This window comes from Chitinophaga sp. LS1 (assembly GCF_034274695.1).
Lineage (GTDB): Bacteria > Bacteroidota > Bacteroidia > Chitinophagales > Chitinophagaceae > Chitinophaga.
This window is the reverse complement of sequence record NZ_CP128362.1, coordinates 187550-211979: the sequence shown is the minus strand read 5'-3', so window position 1 is coordinate 211979 and position 24430 is coordinate 187550. Positions and strand designations below refer to the sequence as shown.

At 44.8% G+C, this 24430-nt stretch carries 23 protein-coding genes; 11 read left to right on the top strand and 12 right to left on the bottom strand.

The window, feature by feature from the left end; genetic code table 11:
- Positions 1 to 81: 81 nt before the first annotated feature.
- The 10 genes from pdeM to guaA all read right to left on the bottom strand — a co-directional run bounded on the left by pdeM (position 82) and on the right by guaA (position 11932).
- Positions 82 to 729, bottom strand: a complete 648-nt coding sequence (pdeM, locus tag QQL36_RS00915; protein WP_083726221.1) for a ligase-associated DNA damage response endonuclease PdeM — start codon at positions 727 to 729, stop codon at positions 82 to 84.
- A gap of 24 nt (positions 730 to 753) precedes the next feature.
- Positions 754 to 3216: a ligase-associated DNA damage response DEXH box helicase gene (locus tag QQL36_RS00910; RefSeq protein WP_321568612.1), complete on the bottom strand. Its 2463-nt coding sequence runs from the start codon at positions 3214 to 3216 to the stop codon at positions 754 to 756.
- Positions 3217 to 3282: 66 nt separating this feature from the next.
- Positions 3283 to 4314, bottom strand: a complete 1032-nt coding sequence (locus tag QQL36_RS00905) for a S66 peptidase family protein (protein ID WP_083726217.1) — start codon at positions 4312 to 4314, stop codon at positions 3283 to 3285.
- Between the two features lie 30 nt (positions 4315 to 4344).
- On the bottom strand, positions 4345 to 4722 hold the full coding sequence (locus QQL36_RS00900; protein ID WP_321568611.1) for an ester cyclase: 378 nt from the start codon (positions 4720 to 4722) through the stop codon (positions 4345 to 4347).
- 61 nt (positions 4723 to 4783) lie between these two features.
- Entirely contained in the window at positions 4784 to 5650 is an 867-nt protein-coding gene (locus QQL36_RS00895; protein ID WP_083726213.1) for a helix-turn-helix transcriptional regulator, read from the bottom strand.
- A 9-nt stretch (positions 5651 to 5659) separates the two neighbouring features.
- Entirely contained in the window at positions 5660 to 6163 is a 504-nt protein-coding gene (locus QQL36_RS00890) for an Lrp/AsnC family transcriptional regulator (protein ID WP_083726211.1), read from the bottom strand.
- A gap of 60 nt (positions 6164 to 6223) precedes the next feature.
- On the bottom strand, positions 6224 to 7813 hold the full coding sequence (locus QQL36_RS00885; RefSeq protein WP_321568610.1) for an ATP-dependent DNA ligase: 1590 nt from the start codon (positions 7811 to 7813) through the stop codon (positions 6224 to 6226).
- Positions 7810 to 8817 carry a ligase-associated DNA damage response exonuclease gene (locus QQL36_RS00880; protein WP_321568609.1) on the bottom strand — a complete coding sequence of 336 codons (1008 nt, stop codon included), beginning with the start codon at positions 8815 to 8817 and terminating at the stop codon, positions 7810 to 7812. Before QQL36_RS00880 ends, QQL36_RS00885 begins: the two co-directional genes overlap by 4 nt.
- 147 nt (positions 8818 to 8964) lie before the next feature.
- Positions 8965 to 10260: an ABC transporter substrate-binding protein gene (locus QQL36_RS00875; RefSeq protein ID WP_083729971.1), complete on the bottom strand. Its 1296-nt coding sequence runs from the start codon at positions 10258 to 10260 to the stop codon at positions 8965 to 8967.
- Between the two features lie 133 nt (positions 10261 to 10393).
- Positions 10394 to 11932, bottom strand: coding sequence for a glutamine-hydrolyzing GMP synthase (gene guaA / locus QQL36_RS00870; RefSeq protein ID WP_083729970.1), 1539 nt, complete (start codon positions 11930 to 11932; stop codon positions 10394 to 10396).
- Between the two features lie 99 nt (positions 11933 to 12031).
- Between guaA and QQL36_RS00865 the strand changes: the two genes are divergently transcribed.
- The 11 genes from QQL36_RS00865 (at position 12032) to QQL36_RS00815 (ending at position 22246) form a co-directional block, all read left to right on the top strand.
- Positions 12032 to 12751, top strand: coding sequence for a head GIN domain-containing protein (locus QQL36_RS00865; protein ID WP_321568608.1), 720 nt, complete (start codon positions 12032 to 12034; stop codon positions 12749 to 12751).
- Positions 12751 to 13431, top strand: a complete 681-nt coding sequence (locus tag QQL36_RS00860) for a class I SAM-dependent methyltransferase (RefSeq protein WP_321568607.1) — start codon at positions 12751 to 12753, stop codon at positions 13429 to 13431. Before QQL36_RS00865 ends, QQL36_RS00860 begins: the two co-directional genes overlap by 1 nt.
- Positions 13432 to 13664: 233 nt before the next feature.
- On the top strand, positions 13665 to 14585 hold the full coding sequence (locus tag QQL36_RS00855) for a hypothetical protein (RefSeq protein ID WP_321568606.1): 921 nt from the start codon (positions 13665 to 13667) through the stop codon (positions 14583 to 14585).
- 350 nt (positions 14586 to 14935) lie between these two features.
- The gene (locus tag QQL36_RS00850) at positions 14936 to 16072 is read left to right on the top strand and encodes a beta-ketoacyl-ACP synthase III (RefSeq protein WP_083729966.1); all 1137 of its coding nucleotides are present in this window, start codon (positions 14936 to 14938) and stop codon (positions 16070 to 16072) included.
- An 83-nt stretch (positions 16073 to 16155) separates the two neighbouring features.
- Positions 16156 to 16557 carry a hypothetical protein gene (locus QQL36_RS00845; RefSeq protein WP_321568605.1) on the top strand — a complete coding sequence of 134 codons (402 nt, stop codon included), beginning with the start codon at positions 16156 to 16158 and terminating at the stop codon, positions 16555 to 16557.
- A gap of 16 nt (positions 16558 to 16573) precedes the next feature.
- The gene (locus QQL36_RS00840; RefSeq protein WP_321568604.1) at positions 16574 to 17578 is read left to right on the top strand and encodes a BtrH N-terminal domain-containing protein; all 1005 of its coding nucleotides are present in this window, start codon (positions 16574 to 16576) and stop codon (positions 17576 to 17578) included.
- 8 nt (positions 17579 to 17586) lie between these two features.
- Complete coding sequence (locus tag QQL36_RS00835) at positions 17587 to 18333, top strand: ABC transporter ATP-binding protein (RefSeq protein ID WP_179091357.1); 747 nt, start codon at positions 17587 to 17589, stop codon at positions 18331 to 18333.
- A 9-nt stretch (positions 18334 to 18342) separates the two neighbouring features.
- Entirely contained in the window at positions 18343 to 19629 is a 1287-nt protein-coding gene (locus QQL36_RS00830) for an ABC transporter permease (protein ID WP_321568603.1), read from the top strand.
- A 108-nt stretch (positions 19630 to 19737) separates the two neighbouring features.
- Positions 19738 to 19995, top strand: coding sequence for a phosphopantetheine-binding protein (locus QQL36_RS00825; RefSeq protein WP_083729962.1), 258 nt, complete (start codon positions 19738 to 19740; stop codon positions 19993 to 19995).
- Positions 19996 to 20001: 6 nt separating this feature from the next.
- Positions 20002 to 21216, top strand: coding sequence for a beta-ketoacyl-[acyl-carrier-protein] synthase family protein (locus QQL36_RS00820; protein WP_321568602.1), 1215 nt, complete (start codon positions 20002 to 20004; stop codon positions 21214 to 21216).
- Entirely contained in the window at positions 21206 to 22246 is a 1041-nt protein-coding gene (locus QQL36_RS00815; RefSeq protein WP_083729960.1) for a beta-ketoacyl synthase chain length factor, read from the top strand. Before QQL36_RS00820 ends, QQL36_RS00815 begins: the two co-directional genes overlap by 11 nt.
- On the opposite strand, the gene QQL36_RS00810 is transcribed toward QQL36_RS00815, so the two are convergent.
- Both QQL36_RS00810 and rpsT read right to left on the bottom strand, forming a co-directional pair.
- Positions 22207 to 23937 carry a M14 family zinc carboxypeptidase gene (locus QQL36_RS00810; RefSeq protein ID WP_321568601.1) on the bottom strand — a complete coding sequence of 577 codons (1731 nt, stop codon included), beginning with the start codon at positions 23935 to 23937 and terminating at the stop codon, positions 22207 to 22209. The genes QQL36_RS00815 and QQL36_RS00810 overlap by 40 nt on opposite strands.
- Positions 23938 to 24031: 94 nt before the next feature.
- The gene (rpsT, locus tag QQL36_RS00805) at positions 24032 to 24286 is read right to left on the bottom strand and encodes a 30S ribosomal protein S20 (RefSeq protein ID WP_083729958.1); all 255 of its coding nucleotides are present in this window, start codon (positions 24284 to 24286) and stop codon (positions 24032 to 24034) included.
- Between the last annotated feature and the right edge of the window lie 144 nt (positions 24287 to 24430).

The following is a 24430-nucleotide window of genomic DNA, read 5'->3' as shown; positions in this document are numbered from 1 at the left end:
TCACTAACCAATCTGTAGTACCTTATTGTCAGCAATATATCACTAACCAATCTGTAGTACCCTATTATCAGCGATATATCACTAACCTATCTTTAGTACGCTATTATCGGCAATCACAAACACCGCATCCGCCTCCTCCACATCCAGCATCGCTAAGCCTGTAAACCGACCGAACGCCGGCAGAATACTGCAATTACGCCCGAAATAAAAACAGGGTAAACGCAAACGTTGTCTGCCCATACCCGACACCGCCACACCCGGATGAATGTGACCAGAGAATGTATACTTAGAACCATCCCCCTCCTCACATGGCTCATGCGCAAAATGAATCTCATTAATCTGCAATTCATCATACACCTCCACATCAATATCAACATACACCTGTTCCGACAGGATATCATGATTCCCCTTCACCAGCTTAAATTTGATATGCGGAAACTGTTGCCGCCACAACTTAAACAAAGGCACATCATTGTTATGACTACTGTGAAACATATCGCCCACAATGATCACCTGCGACGGATCGTAAACAGTAATGAGTTTTTGTAAACGATACAGGTCATCATGCCCGATATTGGCAGGAACGGCAATGCCTGCTTTTCTGAAATGTGCAGACTTGCCAAGGTGCAGATCTGATACAATTAAAGCCTGCTCTTCTTTCCAGAAAACAGCGCGGTGGGCCGATAACAGCCATGTCTGATTTCTGAAATTATAAATCACTTCATCCATAGATCCCTGCAAGTTCCGATTTTATTAAAATTCCGGGCGCATTTTTTTTATCCTGTCTTCCAGCTTCTCACTGGTCAGTTGTTCACGCAAACTATCCACCTTAATCGGGAAACAAAAAGGTGTCAGCGCTTCCGGATAAGTGATCACGATTTTGCTATTATAAATCCTGTCAAGACTCTCCCTCAAACGGGCTTCTTCCATCTGGTAAAAGAACGCTTCGTTAAAAGCCTGTCTCAACAAGAGATTCTGCGGATCGTATTCTGTAAATACATTGAACAGCAAAGATGCCGATGACTGTAAATGACTGCTTTGTTTATGCTTGCCCGGATATCCCTGAAATATCAATCCTGCTATTACCGCAATATCCCTGAATTTACGACGGGCCATCTCTGTAGCGTTCACACTAGCCAGCAAATCGTTGTTCAGGTTATCTAACGAAAACAATTCATACACATCATCTGGCGTAAGCGGAATAGCCTGATCAGACAATAATTCAAATCCATAATCATTCATGGCAATCGAGAAAGTAATAGGCGTACGTTTACTCAGCCGGTAAGCCAGTAATGTAGCCATTACTTCATTCACCAGTCGGCCTTCAAACGGATAGGCGAACAGATGATAACCATCCCTTGTATGAATCATTTCTATCAATAGCTCATCTGCTTTCGGCACATGAGAAAGATATTCCTGTAGTTTAAAAAGAGGCTGTAAAACCTGTAATTCTGGTTCAGTCGTATCACCGGAAAGGGCTTCATTAAAAGTTTCACGCAATACCTTTCCAAGGTTCGGTGAGAGAGGTAATCGTCCTCCCATCCAGCTGGGTACAATGGCCTTTTTTGCATTGGATTTTCTTACCAACACAGTCATATCCTTGATCATGACAAACTCAAGAATGCGCCCACCCAAACTGAATGTATCGCCAGCTGTAAGCCGGGCAATAAACCATTCTTCAATCATGCCAATAAATCCACCCCCCATGAACTTTACTTTCAGCATCGCATCGCTGACGATGACACCGATATGTAATCGGTGACGCATGGCCTGCATACGACTACGACAAATAAAAAAGTCGCCTTCTCTCTCAATCTTTTTAAATTCATCATAACTATACAAGGCGTCTCCACCCGTGGTGAGAAATGCCAGTATCCATCCCCATTCATCTTCCGTCATTTCACGAAAGCAATAGGTGTTCGTTACCTCTTCCCATATTTCAGGTGCATGGAAGCCATCAGAAATAGCCAGTGTCATCAGGTATTGCAGCAATACATCGTATGCTAGTATCACCGGCATCCGGCTTTCTACTATTTGCTGTTTAATAGCCGACTTAAGCGCCGCAGCTTCTACCAGCTCTAAACTATGTGTTGGCAAAAACCATATTTTGCTGGTAGCACCGGGTTGGTGCCCGCTACGACCTGCGCGCTGTAAAAAGCGAGCTACACCTTTTGGACTACCTACCTGTATCACTGTATCCACAGGCCGGAAATCTACTCCCAAATCCAAACTGGAAGTACATACCACCGCTTTCAGCGTACCTGTATGCAAGGCTTCTTCCACCCATATTCTTAACTCCATATCAATAGAGCCATGATGTAGTGCCAGCGCACCTGCGAGGTCAGGGCATTGCCGTAATATTTCCTGGTACCAGATCTCTGTTTGAGAGCGGACATTTGTGAAAATAAGCGTGGTATTACTTTCATTGACAATGGGCAGCGCCTTATAAAGTAATCTCGTACCCAGGTGCCCCGCCCAGGGATATTTTTCTATCTCATCAGGGAGAATACTTTGTAGTTCTATTTTTTTATCCAACTTAGCCCGCACAATTACTGACTCCGGATCAGGTGCTCCAAGCAACACATCCATAGCCTCTTCCAGGTTACCAATAGTCGCAGAGATGCCCCAAACTTTCAATGGCGGACGTCCGGCTTTTTTCGTCAATCCGCGCAAACGGCTAAGCCCTAATTCTATCATCACACCTCTCTTGGTGCCCAGCAATTCATGCCATTCATCGGCCACCACTGTAGTCAGGGAAGTAAAGACTTTTGGATATTCTTTTTGTCCGATCAGGAGATGCAGACTTTCAGGGGTGATAAGCAATACCTCAGGCATGTTCTTTTTCTGCGCAGCACGGGTAGATACTGGTGTATCACCACTCCGGATACCCACCTGCCAGGGGATATCCAGCTCCTGCAGCACTTCCTCCATCGCACGCGCAATGTCTTTGGCCAGCGCCCTCAGCGGCGTGATCCAGAGCAATTGCAGACCATTTTTTGTTTTGGATGGATAGTCTTTGGGATGACGGTTAATCCAGTCGATCACCACACCCAGGAATAGAGAAAATGTTTTACCGTATCCGGTAGGGGCGTTCACAAGGCCCGATTTGCCTTGCAGGTAATAATTCCAGGCTTCTTCCTGGAACACAAAAGGCTGCCGGTCTCTGGCGGCAAGCCAGTCTGTAATCACTTTCCATCCACTCGCTGTTTTTTTCATGAGTGTATGAAATTAAGGAAAAAGCAGGAAAAAGTCTGTCACCGTATAGGGATTCGTATCATCGTATTAACTAACAATCTCCTTCAAAGAAACCCTGTTATTCTGAACCTCCAAATGATGCATCACCCCACACTTCAACGCATAATTTCCTTTCTGATGCCCTACCGGAAAATTAAAACAAACAGGATAGTCAAAATCCTTCACCTTCTCCTTCACTATATCATACACCGTCCTCCCGAATTCCTCTCCCGGATCATCCGCCTTCAACCTGTTAAACCCCCCAATCACAAGCCCCGCGAGATTATCTAATTTATGCGCCCGCTGCAAACTATTAAAATAACGATCAATGGTATATAGGTATTCACTCACCTCTTCCACAAAGAGAATTTTACCAATGGTATTGATCTCTGAATTAGTCCCCAACACACTCGCGAGCATAGAAAGATTCCCTCCAATCAATACACCTTTCGATGAACCAATCCGGTTATTAGCATCCGCCGGTGTCAGGTATTGCATAGGTTTACCAGTCAGCGCCTGCTGTATTGAAAGAATGGTTTCCTGCACCACCGATTCTGCCTTTGCAAAATCATCAGGAAAACTATTACACATTTTAGAATGCAAAGAAGCTATCCCAAACAGCCGATTGATATGACAATGCAATACAGTAATATCACTAAACCCAATCACCCATTTCGGCTGCTGTCTGAAATTATTAAAATTAACCTGATCAATAATACGGGCGCAGCCATACCCACCTCTCGCACACATGATCGCCTGAATACCAGGATCATCCAACATAGACTGCAGATCCTGTAATCGCTCAGCATCTGTACCACCAAAACTAAAATCACTTTTCCCAACCGTATTTCCTATGCGGATTTTAAAACCCCAGCTCTGCATAATGCGAATAGCAGGCATGATCTCTTCCTGCTTAATATGCCCCGCAGGACAGGTAATACCAATCGTATCACCCGCTTTAAGATAAGGTGGAAGTATAGTAAAAGTCTCATCTTCCTTTTCTGGTGCAGGAAGATGAGAAAATGCCGAAAGCCCCAGCGATGTGATGGCAAGAGAAGAAAGAAAATGCTTACGATTCATGTTATTAATGTAAGCATTAATCTCCAATTTTTATGCAGGTTGAATATGCCTTTCTGCCCAATGATCTACATATTGACCATCCTTTACTTTCACGATATCAATCGTTGGCATCGCTACTTTTGTACCCGCTTCAAAACCCATGAAAGGAACACCAAGCGTACCACGAATAGTTTTTCTTGTAATAACGGTATCACCCTCTTCAAACATCTCATGGATCTCTATCGTGATATCCGGCAATGCAGGCTTCAATACATTGTGATAAAAAGCCAGCAGACCAGCTTTCCCTTTGTCTGTACCTGCTGGTGCGGAATGGTTTGTAAAGGAAGGAGAAACGATTGCTTCAAATACCTGTAAGTCACCTTTTACAAGCACTTCTTCATTGAATCTTAATACGACTGCTTTTGACATAAAGTATAATTTATATCAGCAAAATTAGAACGGAGTAAAAAAATGGAATAACGTTAAAAGCTCAAATTGTTGCTTTTTTAGCTCGCAGCACGTGTGGGGTATCTCCAAATTCCTGTTTGAAGATCTTTATAAAATGTGGCACATTTTCAAAGCCACAGGCCAGTGCTACTTCAGATACATTCATGTCATCATTGAGCAATAACATTCGTGCATGCGCCAGTCTTTTTTCATTGATCCATTTCTTTGGAGAGCAATTAAAGTACTGCTGGAAATCACGTTTAAAAGACGCCAGGCTACGGCCTGAAAGCTGCGCCAGTTCGCCCAGTGTAAGGGGTTGTAATAAGTGGGTATTAACGATGTATTCGATATTGGCTGGCTGTGCATGTGTGATGCCATGGAATAAATTCAAAACGGCATCCCTGTGCTCACCAGCCAGCAGTAATAAAAACGCTTCCTGTATTTTCAGTTGTAAGATCGCCTCCATGTTCTCCGCACGATTCTGAAAGAACAGCATGTACTGTTCCCTGAAACTATGCAGCAGATCGCTGGTAGGCAACATCACATACGATTGGGGATCGGCAATGATTTTATCTGGTTGTAACTGATGCTGACGAAGAAAACTTTGCAGCATACTATCCGGGAAAAAGAGTAGGAGCGCTTCGTATTCAAATCCATCCGGCACCACTTCTGTCATACCATAAAGACCTCTTTTCAAAATCACAATACTGGATGGATTCACATGCAGTACTTCATCGCCCAGGAAGATAGTTTTATTCCCCGCCAGGGCAAACAAAATAGTATGTTCTTTCAGAAAGATGACCCGCCTGTGTGCACCAATGGCCTTTTTGTATTTGGCATACGTGTAACTATCGGATTGTAATACAGTCCAGTTAAAGTCTTTTGTATATTCCGGATAGCGGATGATCATAGCGTGAGATTAATACACCACGCGGTGTGTCGCTTTGATCACAGACATCACGAACACACTCTCCATGTGGCCGATATTATCCAGCTCACCCAATTTATTCACATTGAAGTCGTGGTAAGCGATCATATCTTTTACCTGTACTTTCAACATAAAGTCGAACTGACCGGAGATGTTGAGGCATTCCAGTACTTCAGGGAAAGAAGTAATTTCTTTGATGAATTTACTGCCTGCTTTTTTACCATGCTCTTTGAGGGAGATGTAGCATAATACAGTCAGGCCCTTGTCGATCTTGCTGGGATCTACAATAGCAGCATACTGACGAATTACGCCGGCCTGTTCCATCTTACGGATACGTTCGTAAACCGGGGTTGCACTCAGGTTAAGACGTGCTGCCAGGTCGCGGATGGTCATCTTGGCATCTTCCTCCAACAGTTGAAGGATGGCGATGTCCTTTTCGTCCAGCGCAATTTCGGTTGCGTTATCTTTTTTAATTGTGTTGTTACCCGGGTTCATATTGTATAGTATAATGTTCTAATTAGCCTATGAAAATAAGTACAATATACTAAATTTTCCCTACTGCTGCATTTTTAATAATAATTGGAGATCAGCCAGGGTATTGATCTCTTCAGGGGGCTTATCCTTCCTCCACCTGCTGATACGGGGAAAGCGCAATGCTACCCCTGACTTATGCCTGTTTGAAGCCGCAATCCCTTCAAAAGCAATCTCAAATACCAGCTCAGGTTTCACTGTCCGCACCGGCCCGAACTTTTCTATGGAGTTCCTTTTCACCCAGTTATCCACCTCATTGATCTCCTTATCTGTCAACCCGGAATACGCTTTTGTAAACGATACTAACTGATCCCCATCCTTCACCGCAAATGTGTAATCTGTATACAAATTTGATCGCCGGCCATGCCCCTTTTGTGCATAGATCATGACGGCATCTATTGTCAATGGATCAATCTTCCATTTCCACCAATCGCCTCTCTTACGACCCACCTGGTAAGCAGAATCTTTTTTCTTCAACATCAATCCCTCGCTTCCCATTTCACGTGCCTGCATCCTGAACTCAATCAACGCTGACCAATTATGAAAAGTGATCGCCGGCGATAACCGCAACGCAGGATGATTCACCTGCTCTACCACCTGCTCTAACAACCGCCGCCTTTCAGATAATGGAGACGTTCTGATATCCTTCCCTTCCCATTCCAGTAGATCATAACTCAAAAACACCACCGGCGCCTCCTGCAATTGCTTCTTCGTCACATTCTTCCTTCCAATCCTTGTCTGCAAGGTCTGAAATGGCAAAGGAAAATCATTCGCATACGTCAGGATCTCCCCATCAATCACCGTCCCCTCCGGCAAATGCTCCAGCAATGGTCCATACTCCGGGAACTTCTCTGTAATCAATTCTTCCCCTCTGGACCATACAAATAATTGCCCCTGCCTTTTAATGATCTGCCCTCGTATCCCATCCCATTTCCACTCCGCCTGCCATTCCTCCGGCTCTCCCAGCGCATCCGGCGCTGTCTCCAATGCATACGCGAGATAAAAAGGAAAAGGCTTCGACGCATCTGCTCCCGTTACATCTTCATTCAATAATTCATCCAGTGTGATCTGTCTGGGATCCCAGTTTCCACTTATCATATGCGACAGGGTAGGGGCCGGAATATCATGTGTATTTGCGAGTGCATTCACCATCATCTTCTGCGATACCCCAATCCTGAAACTTCCCGTTATCAATTTATTAAACACAAACCGCTCACTTGTATCCAGTTCATCCCACGCATTCAGGATGAATTGCTGCTTTTCCACTTCACTTGCTTTCTCCAATTTGAGAAGTTGCTCCAGCCAATAATGCAAAGGATGTGTAGCAATACTCTTCCCCGGCGGTAATAACAACGCAATTGTCTCTGCCAGATCACCCACTGTATGATAACACTCTTCAAACAACCACCCCGGCAAATCCGTCATCTGCAAACACCAGGTTGCCAACTGTGTGGCATTCACCGTTCTCTTTGGCCGCCGGCCAGTAAACAACGCCAACACCCATATGCTATCCTTCGGATCTGCACTCGCAAAGTATCGACTCAGCGCATCCAGTTTCTCATTCGTCTTCGTGCTGTTGCTCAGCAATTTTATCAGGTCTGCAAATGCTTTCATGATGGATTCGTTTCTTCTTCTTCAGTGACACCATATTCAGTTTTTACTTCTTCCGCAGGTATCCCATTCTCCTGCAGGTAGCGTGCAAATGCACTACTAAAACCATGCGTTGTATACACCTTCTCAGCACCCGTCGCTTTCACAGCAGTTAACAATCCATTCCAGTCAGCATGGTCTGATAAAATAAATCCTGCATCCGCATTCCTTCTTCTCATATGTCCCCGTACCTGCATCCACCCACTGCACACACCCAGTGAATAAGGATTGAAACGCCGCATCCAGGTGGTATCTGCAGCAGAAGGAGGGCCAATTACTAAATTGTTTTTAAACACACTATGCGGAGTATCAGGAGTGATACGATGCAGCTCCGGCAGATCCCAGCCATTGTCACGCAGCATTTGATTGGTGATGTAAATAGCGCCATGCGCCCATATCTCAGGACTAATATCTCTCAGATGATATAACAATCGTTGCGCCTTGCCCAGGCTATACCCCAGCAGCACACTCGTCTTACCCACCTGCTGATTGTCATATACCCATTTCCGGATGTTATCAAATACAACCTGCTGGGGTTGCCAGTTATAGACAGGCAGTCCGAAAGTACACTCTGTAATAAACGTTTGACAAGGCACTGGTTCAAACGCTGCAGAAATGCCATCGTACTCCGTTTTATAATCTCCACTCGCTACCCATACTACACCATCATGTTCTACCCTTATCTGTGCAGAACCAATCACATGCCCCGCAGGATGAAGAGAAATCGTTACACCATTCATGCGTATTTTTTCTCCATACGCCACTCCCTGCACACTGATATCCACTCCCAACCGGAGTTGCAGAATGGGTACACTATCATGATGACAAAGGTAATTTTGGCTTCCTCCACGTGCGTGGTCGGAATGTGCGTGGGTAATAACAGCCTTTTGCACAGGCTGCCAGGGGTCTATGTAAAAATCGCCGGCAGGACAATAAATGCCCTTATCAGTGAATTGGAGTAACTGCATAAATGAGAATCTACAATTATCATGCACAGAAAAAACATTCATGAAAGAGGGTATTCACCAACGGGGGATGAAAACCATTTTCAAAGAAAAAAGCCCTGCGCGAGCAAGGCTTTTCTAATTATTGAAAGTTCATTTTTATATCACTACTTATTGAAAATTCATTTTTATATCGCTCGAATCTCCCTTCTGTATAATATAGATATTCTTGTTTTCGAAATAATCAGGTTCCTTATCTCCTTCCTTCAGATAGATAGGCTGGTAATTAAAACTGCTGAATACTTTCTTATTCGGATCATTGATATCCTTGTTAAAGTACACACCATTCGTACTCAGTTGTTTCACAAAGTACCAGGTCAGCTCAAATCCTTTGAAAGCCATATCCGACGGACGGGACTTATACACTTTCTTCCAGTAGTCATTGATATAGTGGCTGTAAGCATCCGTCTTATCATTCCAGTAAGGAGTGGTGTAGAAAATAGGTAGTCCCTTGAATTCAGGTTCCTTGAACTTCATCACATCCCATGTAGGCATACCAAACACCTGGATAGGGTAAGTCGCCATCTGAGTGCTCAGTCTGCGGATAATCGCTTTTGCATTGGCTTCATCCAGCGAAGTCACGATCACCAGGTTCGGACGGTCATTCAGCAGGTATTGAGAAAGTGCCAGGTCAGTGATGTTATCATCCCAAACTACTTCTCTTGGTTTGGTTTTTTTACTACTCTGTAGTTTCTCGTATTCAGCCTTAATATCAGCAGCTATGCGCTTTTCAAACGGCGTATCGTGGTGGATCACCAGGATATTTTTAGTCGCAAAGCCTTCCTGCAGGTAGCGCTGTAAAGCTTCGCTATGTGTTTTCAGCAAACTGTTGGTGATGATGAAAAATGGATTTTCATTTACACCAGCATCATTTGGATAGGTAGCCGACACCAGGTTGATCTGTTTCTTTTTGGCTATATCACTCAGGTCCTTGATCTCCGGCGTACCAACGGCAGCGATGATCAGGTCTGTGTTGATCAGGTTTGCACCCGACAGGTTCTGCTTGTTCTTACTATCGTAGACAGTAACATTCAGTTTTATGCCCTGGTTTTGCAGACTATCCAGCGCCAGCTGCGCACCTTCATAGAAATCCAGACCCGGCAGAATATAGCGGGGCAGGGAGCGGGTGGGCATGTCTGTAGTAACTGAATCCAGGTAAAGTGGGGTAAACAACGCTATATTATAGGTGTCTTTTTTAATTTCCCGGGCAAAAGCTGGAACATTAAACGGAACTTCCTTAGGAGATTTAGCTTCATCCTTAGGTTTTTCGTCTTTTACAGGTTTCGCAGTTGTTGGCGGTGGTGTAGCCGTCTTTGAACTACTTTTCTTGGAAGTAGTACACGCCGACAGCAGTACAACCACGATGGATGCAGTGATCAATGGCCTGCATAGAATGGATTTACTCATAGCGATCGTTAAAATACAAAAATCATGCAAATGCAATAGGAGATATGGTGCCTATTGCAAATGATGTTGGTCAGCCCCCTTTAAAAGGAACAGGCTGTAAGTGAAAATAGTATTACTTACAGCCTGTCTGGAATTATTCCCATTCGATGGTAGCCGGCGGCTTGGAACTGATGTCGTACACCACGCGGTTAATACCTTTTACCTTATTAATGATGTCGTTAGACATTTGAGCCAGGAATTCGTAAGGGAGGTGTGCCCAATCCGCAGTCATACCATCCACGGAAGTCACCGCCCTCAGGGCTACGGTGAATTCGTAAGTCCTTTCATCACCCATTACACCTACGCTCTGTACCGGAAGGAGGATGGTACCTGCCTGCCATACCTTGTCGTAGAGACCGTGTTCACGCAGACCTTCAATGTAGATAGCATCTGCTTCCTGCAACATCGCTACTTTATCAGCGGTGATCTCACCGAGGATACGGATAGCCAGACCAGGACCCGGGAAAGGATGACGACCCAGGAAAATCTCACTGATACCAATTTCACGTCCTACTCTTCTTACTTCGTCTTTAAAGAGGAAACGGAGTGGTTCAACCAGACCCATATTCATCTTCTCAGGCAAACCACCCACGTTGTGGTGTGATTTGATGGTTACAGAAGGTCCGTTTACAGATACAGACTCGATCACATCAGGATAGATAGTACCCTGACCGAGGAAAGAGATGTTCTGCAACAGGATAGCTTCCTGCTGGAATACTTCGATAAAGAGACGACCGATGATCTTACGTTTCTTTTCAGGATCACTTACACCAGCCAGTTCACCGTAGAAAAGGTCTTTTGCATTCACACCCTTCACGTTGAGGCCCATATGTTTATATGAGTCTAATACGGTTTCAAACTCGTCTTTACGGAGCAACCCGTTATCTACAAATATGCAATAAAGGTTACTGCCAATTGCTTTATGGATCAGCTCTGCAGCTACAGTGGAGTCAACCCCACCGCTGAGGGCCATTACTACTTTTTTATCACCTACCTGTGCCTTAATTTTCTCTACAGTTTCCTGTACGAATGCAGCAGGGGTCCAATCCTGTTTGCAACCACAAATGTGTACGAGGAAGTTGCGTAACATAGTCTTACCCTCCAGAGAGTGGGTTACTTCCGGGTGGAACTGGAATCCCACCATTGGGAACGGAGTCCTGGTATCGCATTTGAATGCGGCAACAGGAATACTTTCTGTCTGGGCAATGATCTGAAAACCTTCCGGCATACGCACGATGGTATCAGAATGACTCATCCATACCTGGCTACGGGGTGAGATGTCGAAGAGAGCCTTTTCTTCTTTATTATCGTGCACCATAAAAGCACGGCCATATTCCCGGATGTTGCTCTTAGCTACTTCACCACCAAAGTTTTTAGCCATCAGCTGGGCGCCGTAACAAATGCCGAGCACAGGCACTTTTGCCGCCATGGCAGCGATATCTACGGATGGTGCGTTAGGCTCGTTTACTGAAAAAGGACTTCCGGAAAGAATAATGCCTTTAACTGTATCATCCCATTGTACTGGTTGCAGACAAGGTTTGATTTCACAATAAATATTCAGTTCCCTGATGCTGCGCGCGATCAGTTGCGTATACTGGGAACCAAAGTCGAGGATAAGAATCTTTTCTGTCATGGTGGTGCAAAGATAAAGGGCTTGGAGCAAATCCCAAGTTATTATGGTATTTTCGTTCTGAACCCAATTCATAATTCCGCCATTTTAAACAATTACCTTATGAAACAAATTACCGGCTACGCCGTCCTTGTATTGTTAGCACTTTCCCATACCGGTTGTGACGAACATGGAGTCAACGGCAGTGGTAACCTTAGCACAGAAACCCGTAAACTGGGCGATTTCCACGCCGTATCCTTACGTGGATCTATGGACGTTGAATATACCGACGGACCGGCTGAAGATGTAGTGATCGAAGCTGAAGACAATGTGCTTCCCCTGATCACCACCGAAGTAAAAGATGGTGAGCTGATAGTAGGCCAGAAATCCAATACCTCTATTAGACTACATAAAAAGATCACGGTAAAGATCACCGCTCCCGATGTAGAGGAACTGAGTCTTGCCGGCTCCGGCACCATTCGTCTCATGAATGACTGGGAACAGGACGATCATGTAAAGTTGTCCGTAACCGGCAGCGGCGATGTGTTAGGGGCCGTGAACAGCCCTAAGGTTAGTGTAGCTGTAACTGGTTCCGGCGATGTAAAACTGAAAGGTGAAGCCAAAGACCTGAATGTGGATATCGCAGGCAGCGGTTCTTTCGATGGCTATAACCTGCATACTGAAACTACCAATGTACACGTAGGCGGTAGTGGCGATGCAAAAGTACACGCCAGTGTAACCCTGAATGTACAGGTATCCGGTTCCGGTAGTGTGGATTATCATGGTAGTCCAACCGTCAATTCCCAAACATCAGGATCAGGTTCTGTACACAAAAGAGATTAATGGAGCAACGTAAAATGACGGCTGTGGAAGCTGCCCAACAGCTACGCCGGCCAACAGGGGACGATGGGGTGAAGATGGGCGTACAAATGAGCAGGTCCAACCGCCTTATTTATGAAATGACCCTTGATTTCCTGCAACTAAAAACAGGCGATCAGGTGTTGGAACTGGGCATGGGGAATGGACATTTTATACCCGCCTTATTCGAAAAAGAAAACAACCTCCAATATACAGGACTGGATCTCTCCGATGTGATGGTGCAGGAAGCCATTGTTGCAAATGCAGACGCCATCCGTGCCGGCAGGGTACAGATCCTGGAAGGTACGGCAGACACTATTCCTTTTGATACAGGTGTATTTACAAAAGTCTTTGCAGTCAATGTATTGTACTTCTGGCAACCGCCAGCTGTAACGCTACAGGAGATCTACCGGGTATTACAGCCGGAAGGCGAAGTGATACTGGCCTTTCGCACCAGGCGTACCATGGAGAAATTAGCATTCGTAGATCATGGTTTTACATTGTATGATACAGAGACGGTGCAGGAAATTTTACAAAATATTGGGTTCAGAGTCACTGAAATTCAGACAGCAGTAGAACCCCCGAAAGCGGCTGCAGACGGGAGTATGCTGGTACAACTGGAGAACGTTTGTATGAGGGGCGTTAAAACTTTAAGTAGTATTTAACACTTTCTTTATAGTACTTACCTCATATTTGCACCTGTAAAGCAACTCATTAAGTCCTTTGGCCACGGTACTGCTGTAAACAAATGCAGAGGTTATGGCAGTACCTGGCTAAGGCACAATTTTCTCCTCTCTCTCTTTCCTGCTTTCGTATCATATAATAAAAATATATCTTTACTCTACGGTTGTTTTTCGTAAGTTTACGATTTCAATTGTTCTAACTCCTATTCCTGAATATGAACGAAAGACCTAAGATCCTGGTAATATATTACACACAGACCGGACAACTAAAGCGGATAGTAGATACTGTAATTGGCCCATTGCAGGATATGGCAGATATAGTATACGAAGAATTGAAACCTGTACAGCCATTTGTATTCCCCTGGAAGAAACAAACCTTCTATGATACAATGCCGGAAACTGTATTAGGTAAACCCAGGGCAATACAGGCACTGAATGTGGATCCAAATGCGCATTTTGACCTGGTTGTACTGGCTTATCAACCCTGGTTCCTGTCTCCATCCCAGCCCACAGCGGCTTTCCTGCAAAGTGAGCAGGGGAAAAGCCTGCTGAATGGCAAACCCGTTATTACCCTCATGGGTTGCCGTAACATGTGGCTGAGTGCCCAGGAAACTGTAAAAGGATATTTACAGGCTGCGGGAGCGCACCTGGTAGGAAATATAGTACTGGTAGACAAATCTCCGAATCTGATAGCCCTGATCACGGTACTGCGCTGGCAGTTCAAAGGCAAAAAGGAAGCAACCTCCTTACTGCCACCAGCCGGCGTACAGGAAGTAGACATTGTGGAATCAGCAAGGTTCGCCAACCCAATCCGTAAAGTATTGACCACCCGTTCCTGGGATGCCCTCCAACCCGAACTGATCGACCTGAAAGCAGTGGAATTATTAGCCCCCCTCATCCTGTTGGAAGACAGAGGTATCCGGGCTTTCCGCTACTGGTCCAAATTTATCAGTGCCAAGGGTGGCCCCGGTGCTCCTGAACGCCAGGGTAGAGTGAGCATGTACAGAGGATTATTGTTAATAGGAATATTCGTATTGTCGCCTATCGCCAAGATTTCATCATTATTCAAGCTGACTTTTAAGAAAAAGGAACTGGCCGAAAGGGTGGATTATTATAAAGGCATTCACCTGAATTAAGGTAAAATAATAGCTAAATATCACACAATCAGAATAAAAGGCATTGTTATTGTGTTTGTTTAAAATGGAAGCATGAAGGCCGTATAATTAAAGCCGGCCGCAGGCCCTCCCCGGAAAGCCTTCTGCCAGCGGCAGATGCTATTCCCAATCAGGGGTAAACAATACCATAGCATTTTATATTCTATATTTGCGGGCGCTTTTATTTGTCTTTGAGTATAAATGTGAAAGAGATGCGAATGAAAAATGGGACAAGAAAAAAAGCAATGACTGTAAGCCAGGAGGTACACAATACCAACCGTAACAGACGGAAGGGCATCAACTTATAACAAAAAACAGGAACCATATTTCAAATGAACGAAGTTTATATTACAAGGCTCTCTAAATTTCTGCCGAATGAGCCTGTTGGAAATGATGAAATGGAAAACATTCTAGGACTGGTTGATGGGAAACCTTCCCGTGCCAGACTGAGAGTTCTTGGAAATAACAAGATCAAAACCCGTTACTATTCGCTGGATAAGGATGGTAAATCGACCCATTCCAATGCTGAAATGACGGCCGAAGCAGTAAAGGGTCTTTTTGATGATAAATTTCCGATCAATAAAATGCAGGTGTTAGCCTGTGGTACTACCTCGCCTGATCAGCTGTTGCCTAACCATGCCGCCATGGTCCATGGCCTGCTGAAATGTCAGCCGGTAGAACTGATCGCTGCTACTGGCGCTTGTGCTGCCGGTATGCAGGCTTTTAAATATGCCTGGATGTCCATTAAATGTGGCAACTCTGCAAACGCTGTGAGCACTGGTTCCGAAAAATTCTCCAGCTGGATGCTGTCAGCGAAATTCGAACCGGAAACAGACCGTGTGAAATTGATAGATAATAATCCGATCATCGCCTTTGAAAAGGACTTCCTCCGCTGGATGCTCTCCGATGGCGCCAGTGCAGCCCTGTTCCAGAACAAACCAAATGAAACCGGCCTCTCCCTGCGCGTAGATTGGGTGGAGATCGCTTCTTATGCCAATGAACTGGAAACCTGTATGTATGCAGGTGCTGTTAAAAACGAAGACGGTACTACCAAAGGCTGGATCGATATGACGCCGGAAGAATGGGCACAGGATAGCGTGTTCTCATTCAAACAGGATACCCGCCTGCTAGGCAAAAACATCGTACCATCCGGTGCACAAATGTGGAAAGAACTGGTGGAAAAATACAATTTAGACCTGGATAAGCTGGATTACTTCCTGCCTCACCTGTCTTCTGAATTCTTCCGCTTTAAAATAGATGAAGAAATTACACGTCTGGGTGTACCTATTCCGCAGGAAAAATGGTTTACCAACCTGGTGAAAGTAGGAAACGTAGGTACAGCTTCTCCTTACTTCATGCTCGAAGAACTGATGAATACCGGCATGCTGAAGAAAGGACAGACAATCGTGATGATGGTTCCTGAAAGTGCGCGTTTCTCTTATGCGTATGCGCACCTGACAGTTGTATAATTTTCATTTTCACAAAAGCCATTGAAAAAATCGCTTCCGCCCGCGGCTGAAGCGATTTTTTTCCATAATCAAACACCTGTCAAATGAAAAAAGAAGAAGTTCCCCAGGATGGCAATAATATGCATGATGGGAAATTTAAACAGCTTTTTTACGCAACAGATGATGCAGGCGCATATGTACCAGTAACCAGTGTAGGCTGGGAACCCGAAAACATTGCCATGCAACAGGCATGGGAAGAAGTGAATGCAAAGATAGAAGAAGCCCACAGGGCCATGCAGGCTGGAGAAGTCAGCCCTATTTTGTACTACATGGAAAAGACCATCATGGATCTGCCCCTCTTGGCCAGTTATGTGAATAAGTTCCAATGGCAGGTGAAACGTCACCTGAAACCTTCTGTATTCAGGAAACTGAATGATGATACTTTAAGAAAATATGCTGCCGCTTTCAAAATAAGCCTGGAAGAACTAAAAAAGGCTGGCCAGTAATTTTATACCAATCTATATGAGCGATATTCAGTTCAACCACGTGCAAACAGCACATTGTGAGTGTGGGGTGATTTCAAATATTTTCCGTTTCTATGGTCTTGAGATCAGCGAACCAATGGCACTGGGCATCGGCGCCGGTCTCTTTTTCGGACACCTGCCTTTCGTGAAGGTAAACGGTGTACCTGGTACCACTTATCGCGTAGTACCCGGCGCCATCTTCAGCAGAGTGTGCAAAAGACTGGGTGTGAAAATGGAATCACATACTTTTTCCAGCGTGGAAAAAGCAACGGCTGAACTGGACAAGGTATTGGAGAGAGGCATGCCTGTAGGCCTGCAGAGTGGTGTATATTACCTGCCTTACTTTCCTCCTTCCTACCGTTTTCACTTCAATGCACATAACCTCGTGATCTATGGAAAGAAAGACGGGAACTATCTCGTCAGCGATCCTATCATGGAACACGTAACAGAAATAGATCCGGCAAGCCTGGCGGAAGCCCGCTTTGCAAAAGGCTTTCCGGCACCCAAAGGAAAAATGTATTACCCCGTGGTAGTACCCAAAGAAGTCAACTTTGCAGCACCTATCAAAGCAGGTATCAAACAAACCTGTAGCGATATGCTCAATATTCCTTTACCCTGGTTTGGTGTAAAAGGTATTCGCTTTCTGGCAAAAAGACTACGTAATTATCCGGAGAAAGTGGGCGAAAGAAGAGCTACACTCTACCTGGGAAACATCATCCGCATGCAGGAAGAAATTGGTACCGGTGGTGCCGGCTTCCGCTTTATGTATGCCGCATTCTTACAGGAAGCTGCAGGCATCCTGAAAAGAGATGACCTGAGCCAGATGGCCCAGGAACTGACAGCCGTTGGCGACATCTGGAGAAACTTTGCCTTTACTGCCGGCAGAGTATGTAAAAGCAGAACCACCAACGGAAATGGTTATGCCGAACTGAGTGACCTGATGATGCAATGCGCAGCTTCGGAAGAAGTGTTCTTCAGGAAACTGGCAGCCTTGAAACTTTAATTGAAATTATGACCAGCATACTTGTACAGGATCTGCATAAAACCTATAAAGGTGCGTTGGAACCATCATTGAAAGGGTTATCATTCAGCTTTGAAAAAGGTATGATCACCGGCCTCTTAGGCCCTAACGGTGCTGGTAAAACAACAACCATCTCTATTTTATGCGGACTGGTAAGTGCTGACAGCGGACTGGTAAAGATCTTCGACCTGCCCCAGACCGCTGCACACAGAGAAGAGATAAAGAAATTAATCGGTATCGTACCACAGCAGATTGCCTTGTTTCCCCAACTGACAGCTATTGAAAACCTGGAATACTTCGGTAACCTGTATGGATTGAAAGGAAAACCACTGCGCAGCCGTATCGACGAATACCTCCGGATCTTCGGCCTCGAACAGAACGGAAACAAAGCCGTACACCGCTATTCAGGTGGTATGAAAAGACGCGCCAACATTATCGCAGCTATCCTGCATCAGCCACAACTGCTGATACTCGATGAACCGACTGCGGGTGTGGATGTACAGTCGAGAAGCATGATCCTGCAATTCCTGCGTGACTACAATGCACAGGGCGCAAGCATCGTATATACTTCGCACCTGCTCGATGAAGCACAGACCATTTGCCAGGAAGTGGCGATCATCGACGAAGGCAGACTGATTGTACAGGGAACGCCGGCACACCTGATTGCACAACATTCGGACTGCGGGCACCTGGAAGATGTTTTTTTACATTATACCGGTCATGCGGTAAGAGATTAATAGAATTTGATGTTAAGGCTATTAGCTACCATAAAAAAAGAATGGCTGTTGCTGCTGCGTGACAGAACAGGTTTGGCCCTGCTATTTGCCATGCCTGTCGTGCTCATTACGGTGATGGCTTTGATAGAAGATGCACCATTCAGAGACTACCAGGAACTGAAGTTTGACATACTGACTGTTGACAACGATCATGGTCGCTTAGGCAAATATATCAGGGAAGGATTGGAGCATACCGGCCAGTTCAAAGTTATCGATACACTAAATGGACAACCGGTACAGGAAGCACAGGCGCTGGAAAGAGTGAATGCAGGTGATTACAAAATTTGCATCATCATACCACAGGGCGCTACAGGTGCCATCGTGAGCAATGCGAATCGCATCGTAAATGACCTGTCCAAAAGAATGGGCGTACCTGCAATATTGCCGGTGAGCCTGCGCAAAGATTCACTGAATGTATTGGTATATTTTGATCCTGCTTCCAAGAAGGCATTCAAGAGTGCTATTCATCAGGCAATCGATAATTTCCTGACACAGGTAGAAACAGATCTGCTGTTGGAAAGGATCAAACAGCAATTGAAAAATAAAGATATCGCACAACAGGATTCCATGGTGATCCAGTTGAAGGCTGTAGGTCTGAAAGAACAGCTCACAGGACCTTCGCAACAACTGGATGTGATCTCCAATTCAGTGCAGCACAATGTACCGGCATGGAGTATTTTTGCCATGTTCTTTATCGCCATACCCATAGGTGGGCATATGATACGTGAGCGGGAAGAAGGAAGTCTGGTACGTGTACGATTGATACCCGGATCTTTCCTGGATATCCTTGGGGGTAAACTGTTATTCTTTATGGCAGTGACCGTGGTGCAGTTTTACCTGATGATGATGGTAGGTATTTATTTGCTGCCATTATTTGGGTTACCAAAACTGATGATGGGCAATAGTTACCTGGCTACCTTCATCATCTCAGTGAGCATAGGTTTGGCGGCCACAGCATATGGTATACTGGTCGGTACGGTGTTTAAAACACCTAACCAGGCACTGAATTTCGGAGCAATTTCAATAGTCATCTTGTCCGCGATAGGCGGCATCTGGATACCACTGGAAATCATGCCGGCAAAAATGCAGCTAATCGGGCATTTATCTCCACTCAGTTGGGGATTGGATGCCATCAATGATATCTACCTCCGTAATCAGGGTGTACAACACATCTGGTTACATGTAGGAAAACTGATCGCCTGTGCCGTACTCATGCTGTGTATAGCAGCAGGTGTGGAGCAAAGAAGGATGAGCTGATGGGGATTATTAAATGTAAAACAGTATTTTTACGGCCACTTGGCAACAAAATTGCTTTAGAGGCTTAGCTTTCCAAATAAAATAAGAGAGTATAAACCTACGACTACTATGGAAGATTTAAAACAGAAATTGAAAGTACAGATTATTGAGGCGCTGAACCTGCAGGATACCCGTCCTGAAGATATTGATGACAATGCACCATTGTTCGGAGACGGTTTAGGACTGGACAGTATTGATTCACTGGAACTGATGGTATTGCTGGAAAGATATTATCACATCAAGGTGGAAGATCCTCGCGAAGGCAGAAAGATCCTGCAGTCTGTACAATCTATGGCTGAATTCATTCAATCCAAACAACCCGCGTAAGCAGGTATGGCGGAGCGTGTATTGATAACAGGCCTTGGAATGGTGACAGCCATTGGCGATGATGTAGCAGGCAATTTGAAAAGCCTGCGCATGCAGCAGAGTGGTGTTGGTTTTACACAACATATAGACACTATTTACAAGGATATCCTGCCAGTAGCAGAGGTCAGACATTCAACTGCGGCCTTGCAGCAAATGGCAGGTGTGGCAGGTAAGGACGGGTATACCCGTACTACCCTGCTGGGACTGATCGCTATGCGCGAAGCACTGGCTGATGCAGGTATTGCAGATGCCAGTGATGAACCAACTGGTTTTATCAATGCATCGACCGTAGGAGGGATGTGCGACACAGAGAAAGTATATTTCGATGTGATCAACCCTGAGAAAGAAGGAGATTTTTTACAGTATATCGATACGCTGGATTGTGCAGACTGTACACAGCGCATAGCAGATACAGTGGGTATCAATGAATACATCGCTACCATCAGTACTGCCTGTTCTTCTTCTGCCAATGCACTGATGTTTGGTGCACGCCTCATCAAAGCAGGACTGGTACGCCGTGTGATCTGTGGTGGTACTGAAGCCCTGACCCGCTTTACCCTGAATGGTTTCAACTCACTCAAGAATATTGATAAGCAACATTGCCGTCCTTTCGATCAGCACCGTAATGGGCTGAACCTGGGCGAAGGTGCTGCATACCTGGTGCTCGAATGTGAATCATTGGTCAAAGAACGCAATGCCCGTGTAAAAGCAGAACTGAAAGGATATGCAAATACCAACGAAGCATTTCACCCTACAGCGCCTTCACCAGAAGGTGATGGTGCATTTGCAGCCATGCAACAGGCTTTGGCTTTGGGTGGTGTAGCACCGGACAATGTTCAATATGTAAACGTACATGGTACCGCTACCCTGAGCAACGACCTCGCTGAAGGCCACGCATTACAAAGATTGTTTGGCGATAAAGTGCCCCCGTTCAGTAGTACGAAACCCTTTACAGGACACACGCTGGCGGCAGCAGGCGGTATCGAAGCGATCTATGCGGTATTGGCCATTCAACACGCTGTAATTTTTCCCAATCTTCATTTCTCAGAGAAAATGGAGGAATTAAATATCACACCGGAAACTCAGTTGAAAGAAGGAGTACCGGTATCCAACGTTATTTCCAACTCATTCGGTTTCGGAGGCAACAATGCTTCTCTGCTGATCAGCAAATATGAAGGATAAATACTACATACAAGGCATGTCGGCTATCTCGCCGCAACACTCTTTTGGAGAGGATATATTTTCTCAACCACTGGTTACAGTGCAGGAGAATGTATTTGCATGTGTGGAACCAGACTATCGTAATTTCATGCCACCGAATAGTATACGCCGCATGACGCGTATATTGAAAGTAGGATTGACAGCAGCGCTGCAATGTATGCAGAACGCGGGTGTCGCAGTACCCGGTGCAATTGTGACAGGTACGGGAAAAGGAAGTTTGTCTGATACAGAACGTTTCCTGAAAGAGATCAGGGAGTACAAAGAAACTGCACTGAATGCAACACCATTCATTCAATCCACCTACAATGCAGTAAATGGATTGATTGCATTACAACAGAAATGTACGCAGTACAACAACACATTTGTACATCGCGGTTTTTCATTTGAAAATGCACTGCTGGATGGTATGTTGTTAATATCAGAAGGTAATAAGAATATACTGATCGGTGCATTTGAAGAAATCACAGCAGAGCACTTTTACATCAAGAGCAGGATCGGATGCTGGAAGAAAGAAAAGATCTCCAGCGATGAATTGTACAGTCATCCTACACCAGGTACGATATCAGGAGAAGGAGCTGCATTCTTTGTATTGTCCGATACCCCCGGTTATGCACAGTTAGCAGGAATGAAGATGGTGTATAAACCAAAGGAATCTTACCTCCAAAAGTTTTTATCCTCTCACCACTTAAGTCTCGAAGACATCGATCTCGTCATCAGCGGTCGTAATGGAGACAGCAACTTCGATCATTATTATGATGGGCTGCCAAAAGAGTTGCCATTCAAACATCTCTGTGGTGAATACGATACTGCTGGCGCATTTGCACTCTGGTTGGGTGCACAAATATTAAAGGCCCAGCAAATACCTGCTCATTGGTTTCCCATGGTGCAGGTACCGACCGGACCTTATAAGAATATTCTTATTTACAATCACTTCTTTGGAGAGCAACACGTCTACATGCTGCTAACCCTGAATACCGGATATCTCAAATAACCCGGTTCTCCATAAATCGAATGTTCATATACAAAATGTAATTGCGCATCTGCACTATTGGCAAATGTGCTGTCTGTTTTTTTCTTCTCATCAATCAGCTGCCGCAACTCCGGATGCCTGCTTATATATGCTGCTGCTGTATCTTCAAACACATAAGGAGAATAACCTTCTTTTGGTGTAAGAATCGCATCAAAGAAATTCCATGCAAAGAAAGAATCACCACCTGTAGGTTCTAATGTTTCGATCAGATAACGGTTCGCAGACTGGTTCATTGGAATATAATAATCCCCTTTTCTGAAATGAATGCTATCGTGGGTAGTAGTTACTTTTACATGATTGTGCAAATAGTGTCCTTCAAAAGGTCGTAACGCCGTTTTGAAATCAGCAATATGATACACTTCCACAGCAATCGTCGTATCATGTGCAAGCGTGCGCATCATCACCTTATTGTTCTTCAGAATATTCAACACATTCCACCAGCCCTGTGGTATAATATAAGCCGTTGGTTTCTGCACAAAGTTTTCTGCAGTAACGTAATTATAGAATTTCACCTGTTTCTCAAAAGGCCTGGAGCGATCATAATACAACCTTGGCAAACCAGAAATTTCACTTGGTTGATGCCCAGCCTCATACCCCTTGAAATTGATATAAGAAAACCGGGTGGTATCCACATTCCATTCCAGTGCAAACTCTTTTTGTGTTTTCACGGACTCCTTTGTTTTATCTCTTAATGCTTTTATCTCCTCACCATGCACACTTACAAAACTGATAAATGACTCCATCAATGCATAAGTCGCAGCTACCCTTTGCGGATAAGGCTTGAGCATATGTGTCTCCGGCACAAACCCAAATGTGGAGAACAAAGTAGTATACCCACTGGAAAAACGGGGCACATCCGCAAAAGTCATCCATCCATTTTCAGGCGTTTCTCCAAAATGATTTACATAAGGCACCAGGTCATATCCCTTTTCCTTCATCAGTTTATACAATCCCGGTTCAAAGTTATTGTGCATAAACTCGCCCATGACACCGCCCAGTTTGTTATATTCTGTACTCAGCAAAGTCATCACATGCTGGTAGTCCGCTCCATTGCTCACATGATTATCAATAAACACATCCGGATCAGTCAGCTGATATATAGTTTGGAAAGTGAAGCTGTTCCTTGAATCAGTTTTAATAAAATCCCTGTTCAGATCCAGGTTCCTTGCATTTCCTCTTGAGCCAAAAGCAGCGGGTCCATTCTGGTCTACCCTGAAATATTCACTGCGGTTCAGTGCGCCGCCAATATTATAAAGCGGAATAACAGCCAGCACTACATTAGCCGGTAATTTCTTTTTCCCCTGCGCCAGATCTCTCAACAGCATCATACTGGCATCCACACCATCTGGTTCACCGGGGTGTATTCCATTATTAATCAATATAATACGCTTGTTTTTCCGGTGCAGACTGGGAAAATTGAAATCTCCATCAGCTGAATAGATCACCAAATGGAGGGGAAACCCGGCATCCGTATTCCCGATCTCCAGCATACTGATCTGTGGATAACGCTGATCTAATTTCTTATAGTAGGCGATCACTTCCCCATAAGTAGCAGTTTCTTTTCCCTGGGTAAGTTCAAATCGGGTGGTAAAATCCTGGGCATACAAAGTTGAAGCCCCGAAGATGGTCAGTAGGGCAAGGATTATTCTCATAATTAGGACGACTTTGGTTGACTTAAATTAAAAACAAACAGCCCTTCCTGTTTTACAGGAAGAGCTGTTCTTCAATATTTTAATCTGAAAGAGCTTAAGCCAGTGTGTTCACTTTCTTAGAAAGTTTGCTCTTCAGGTTGGCAGCTTTATTCTTGTGAATAATATTGCGTTTAGCCAACTTGTCGATCATAGAGATCACGTCAGACAGTTTTTCGCCAGCAGCAGCTTTCTCTTCCAATTTCTTCAGGTCGCGGATTGCGTTACGGGTAGTTTTACCGTAGTAACGGTTACGCTCATTTCTCGCTTTGCTTTGACGAACGTCTTTTTTCGTTGCTTTATGGTTTGCCATTTTTCTAATTTCAAGTTTCGGACTGCAAAGGTAGGGATTACTTTTTTACAAACAAAATAAAAACACTCCTAATGAGGATTTTTTATTCTAAACGAGTTGATTGCACCATTCCAAAAGCGCCCGGAGTATGCCCCTTTGCCGCTG

What these genes read in the sequence shown, in the direction of transcription:
- pdeM (WP_083726221.1), bottom strand. Translation starts at nt 729, where the DNA reads ATGGATGAAGTGATTTATAATTTCAGAAATCAGACATGGCTGTTATCG.
- QQL36_RS00910 (WP_321568612.1), bottom strand. Translation starts at nt 3,216, where the DNA reads ATGAAAAAAACAGCGAGTGGATGGAAAGTGATTACAGACTGGCTTGCC.
- QQL36_RS00905 (WP_083726217.1), bottom strand. Translation starts at nt 4,314, where the DNA reads ATGAATCGTAAGCATTTTCTTTCTTCTCTTGCCATCACATCGCTGGGG.
- QQL36_RS00900 (WP_321568611.1), bottom strand. Translation starts at nt 4,722, where the DNA reads ATGTCAAAAGCAGTCGTATTAAGATTCAATGAAGAAGTGCTTGTAAAA.
- QQL36_RS00895 (WP_083726213.1), bottom strand. Translation starts at nt 5,650, where the DNA reads ATGATCATCCGCTATCCGGAATATACAAAAGACTTTAACTGGACTGTA.
- QQL36_RS00890 (WP_083726211.1), bottom strand. Translation starts at nt 6,163, where the DNA reads ATGAACCCGGGTAACAACACAATTAAAAAAGATAACGCAACCGAAATT.
- QQL36_RS00885 (WP_321568610.1), bottom strand. Translation starts at nt 7,813, where the DNA reads ATGAAAGCATTTGCAGACCTGATAAAATTGCTGAGCAACAGCACGAAG.
- QQL36_RS00880 (WP_321568609.1), bottom strand. Translation starts at nt 8,817, where the DNA reads ATGCAGTTACTCCAATTCACTGATAAGGGCATTTATTGTCCTGCCGGC.
- QQL36_RS00875 (WP_083729971.1), bottom strand. Translation starts at nt 10,260, where the DNA reads ATGAGTAAATCCATTCTATGCAGGCCATTGATCACTGCATCCATCGTG.
- guaA (WP_083729970.1), bottom strand. Translation starts at nt 11,932, where the DNA reads ATGACAGAAAAGATTCTTATCCTCGACTTTGGTTCCCAGTATACGCAA.
- QQL36_RS00865 (WP_321568608.1), top strand. Translation starts at nt 12,032, where the DNA reads ATGAAACAAATTACCGGCTACGCCGTCCTTGTATTGTTAGCACTTTCC.
- QQL36_RS00860 (WP_321568607.1), top strand. Translation starts at nt 12,751, where the DNA reads ATGGAGCAACGTAAAATGACGGCTGTGGAAGCTGCCCAACAGCTACGC.
- QQL36_RS00855 (WP_321568606.1), top strand. Translation starts at nt 13,665, where the DNA reads ATGAACGAAAGACCTAAGATCCTGGTAATATATTACACACAGACCGGA.
- QQL36_RS00850 (WP_083729966.1), top strand. Translation starts at nt 14,936, where the DNA reads ATGAACGAAGTTTATATTACAAGGCTCTCTAAATTTCTGCCGAATGAG.
- QQL36_RS00845 (WP_321568605.1), top strand. Translation starts at nt 16,156, where the DNA reads ATGAAAAAAGAAGAAGTTCCCCAGGATGGCAATAATATGCATGATGGG.
- QQL36_RS00840 (WP_321568604.1), top strand. Translation starts at nt 16,574, where the DNA reads ATGAGCGATATTCAGTTCAACCACGTGCAAACAGCACATTGTGAGTGT.
- QQL36_RS00835 (WP_179091357.1), top strand. Translation starts at nt 17,587, where the DNA reads ATGACCAGCATACTTGTACAGGATCTGCATAAAACCTATAAAGGTGCG.
- QQL36_RS00830 (WP_321568603.1), top strand. Translation starts at nt 18,343, where the DNA reads ATGTTAAGGCTATTAGCTACCATAAAAAAAGAATGGCTGTTGCTGCTG.
- QQL36_RS00825 (WP_083729962.1), top strand. Translation starts at nt 19,738, where the DNA reads ATGGAAGATTTAAAACAGAAATTGAAAGTACAGATTATTGAGGCGCTG.
- QQL36_RS00820 (WP_321568602.1), top strand. Translation starts at nt 20,002, where the DNA reads ATGGCGGAGCGTGTATTGATAACAGGCCTTGGAATGGTGACAGCCATT.
- QQL36_RS00815 (WP_083729960.1), top strand. Translation starts at nt 21,206, where the DNA reads ATGAAGGATAAATACTACATACAAGGCATGTCGGCTATCTCGCCGCAA.
- QQL36_RS00810 (WP_321568601.1), bottom strand. Translation starts at nt 23,937, where the DNA reads ATGAGAATAATCCTTGCCCTACTGACCATCTTCGGGGCTTCAACTTTG.
- rpsT (WP_083729958.1), bottom strand. Translation starts at nt 24,286, where the DNA reads ATGGCAAACCATAAAGCAACGAAAAAAGACGTTCGTCAAAGCAAAGCG.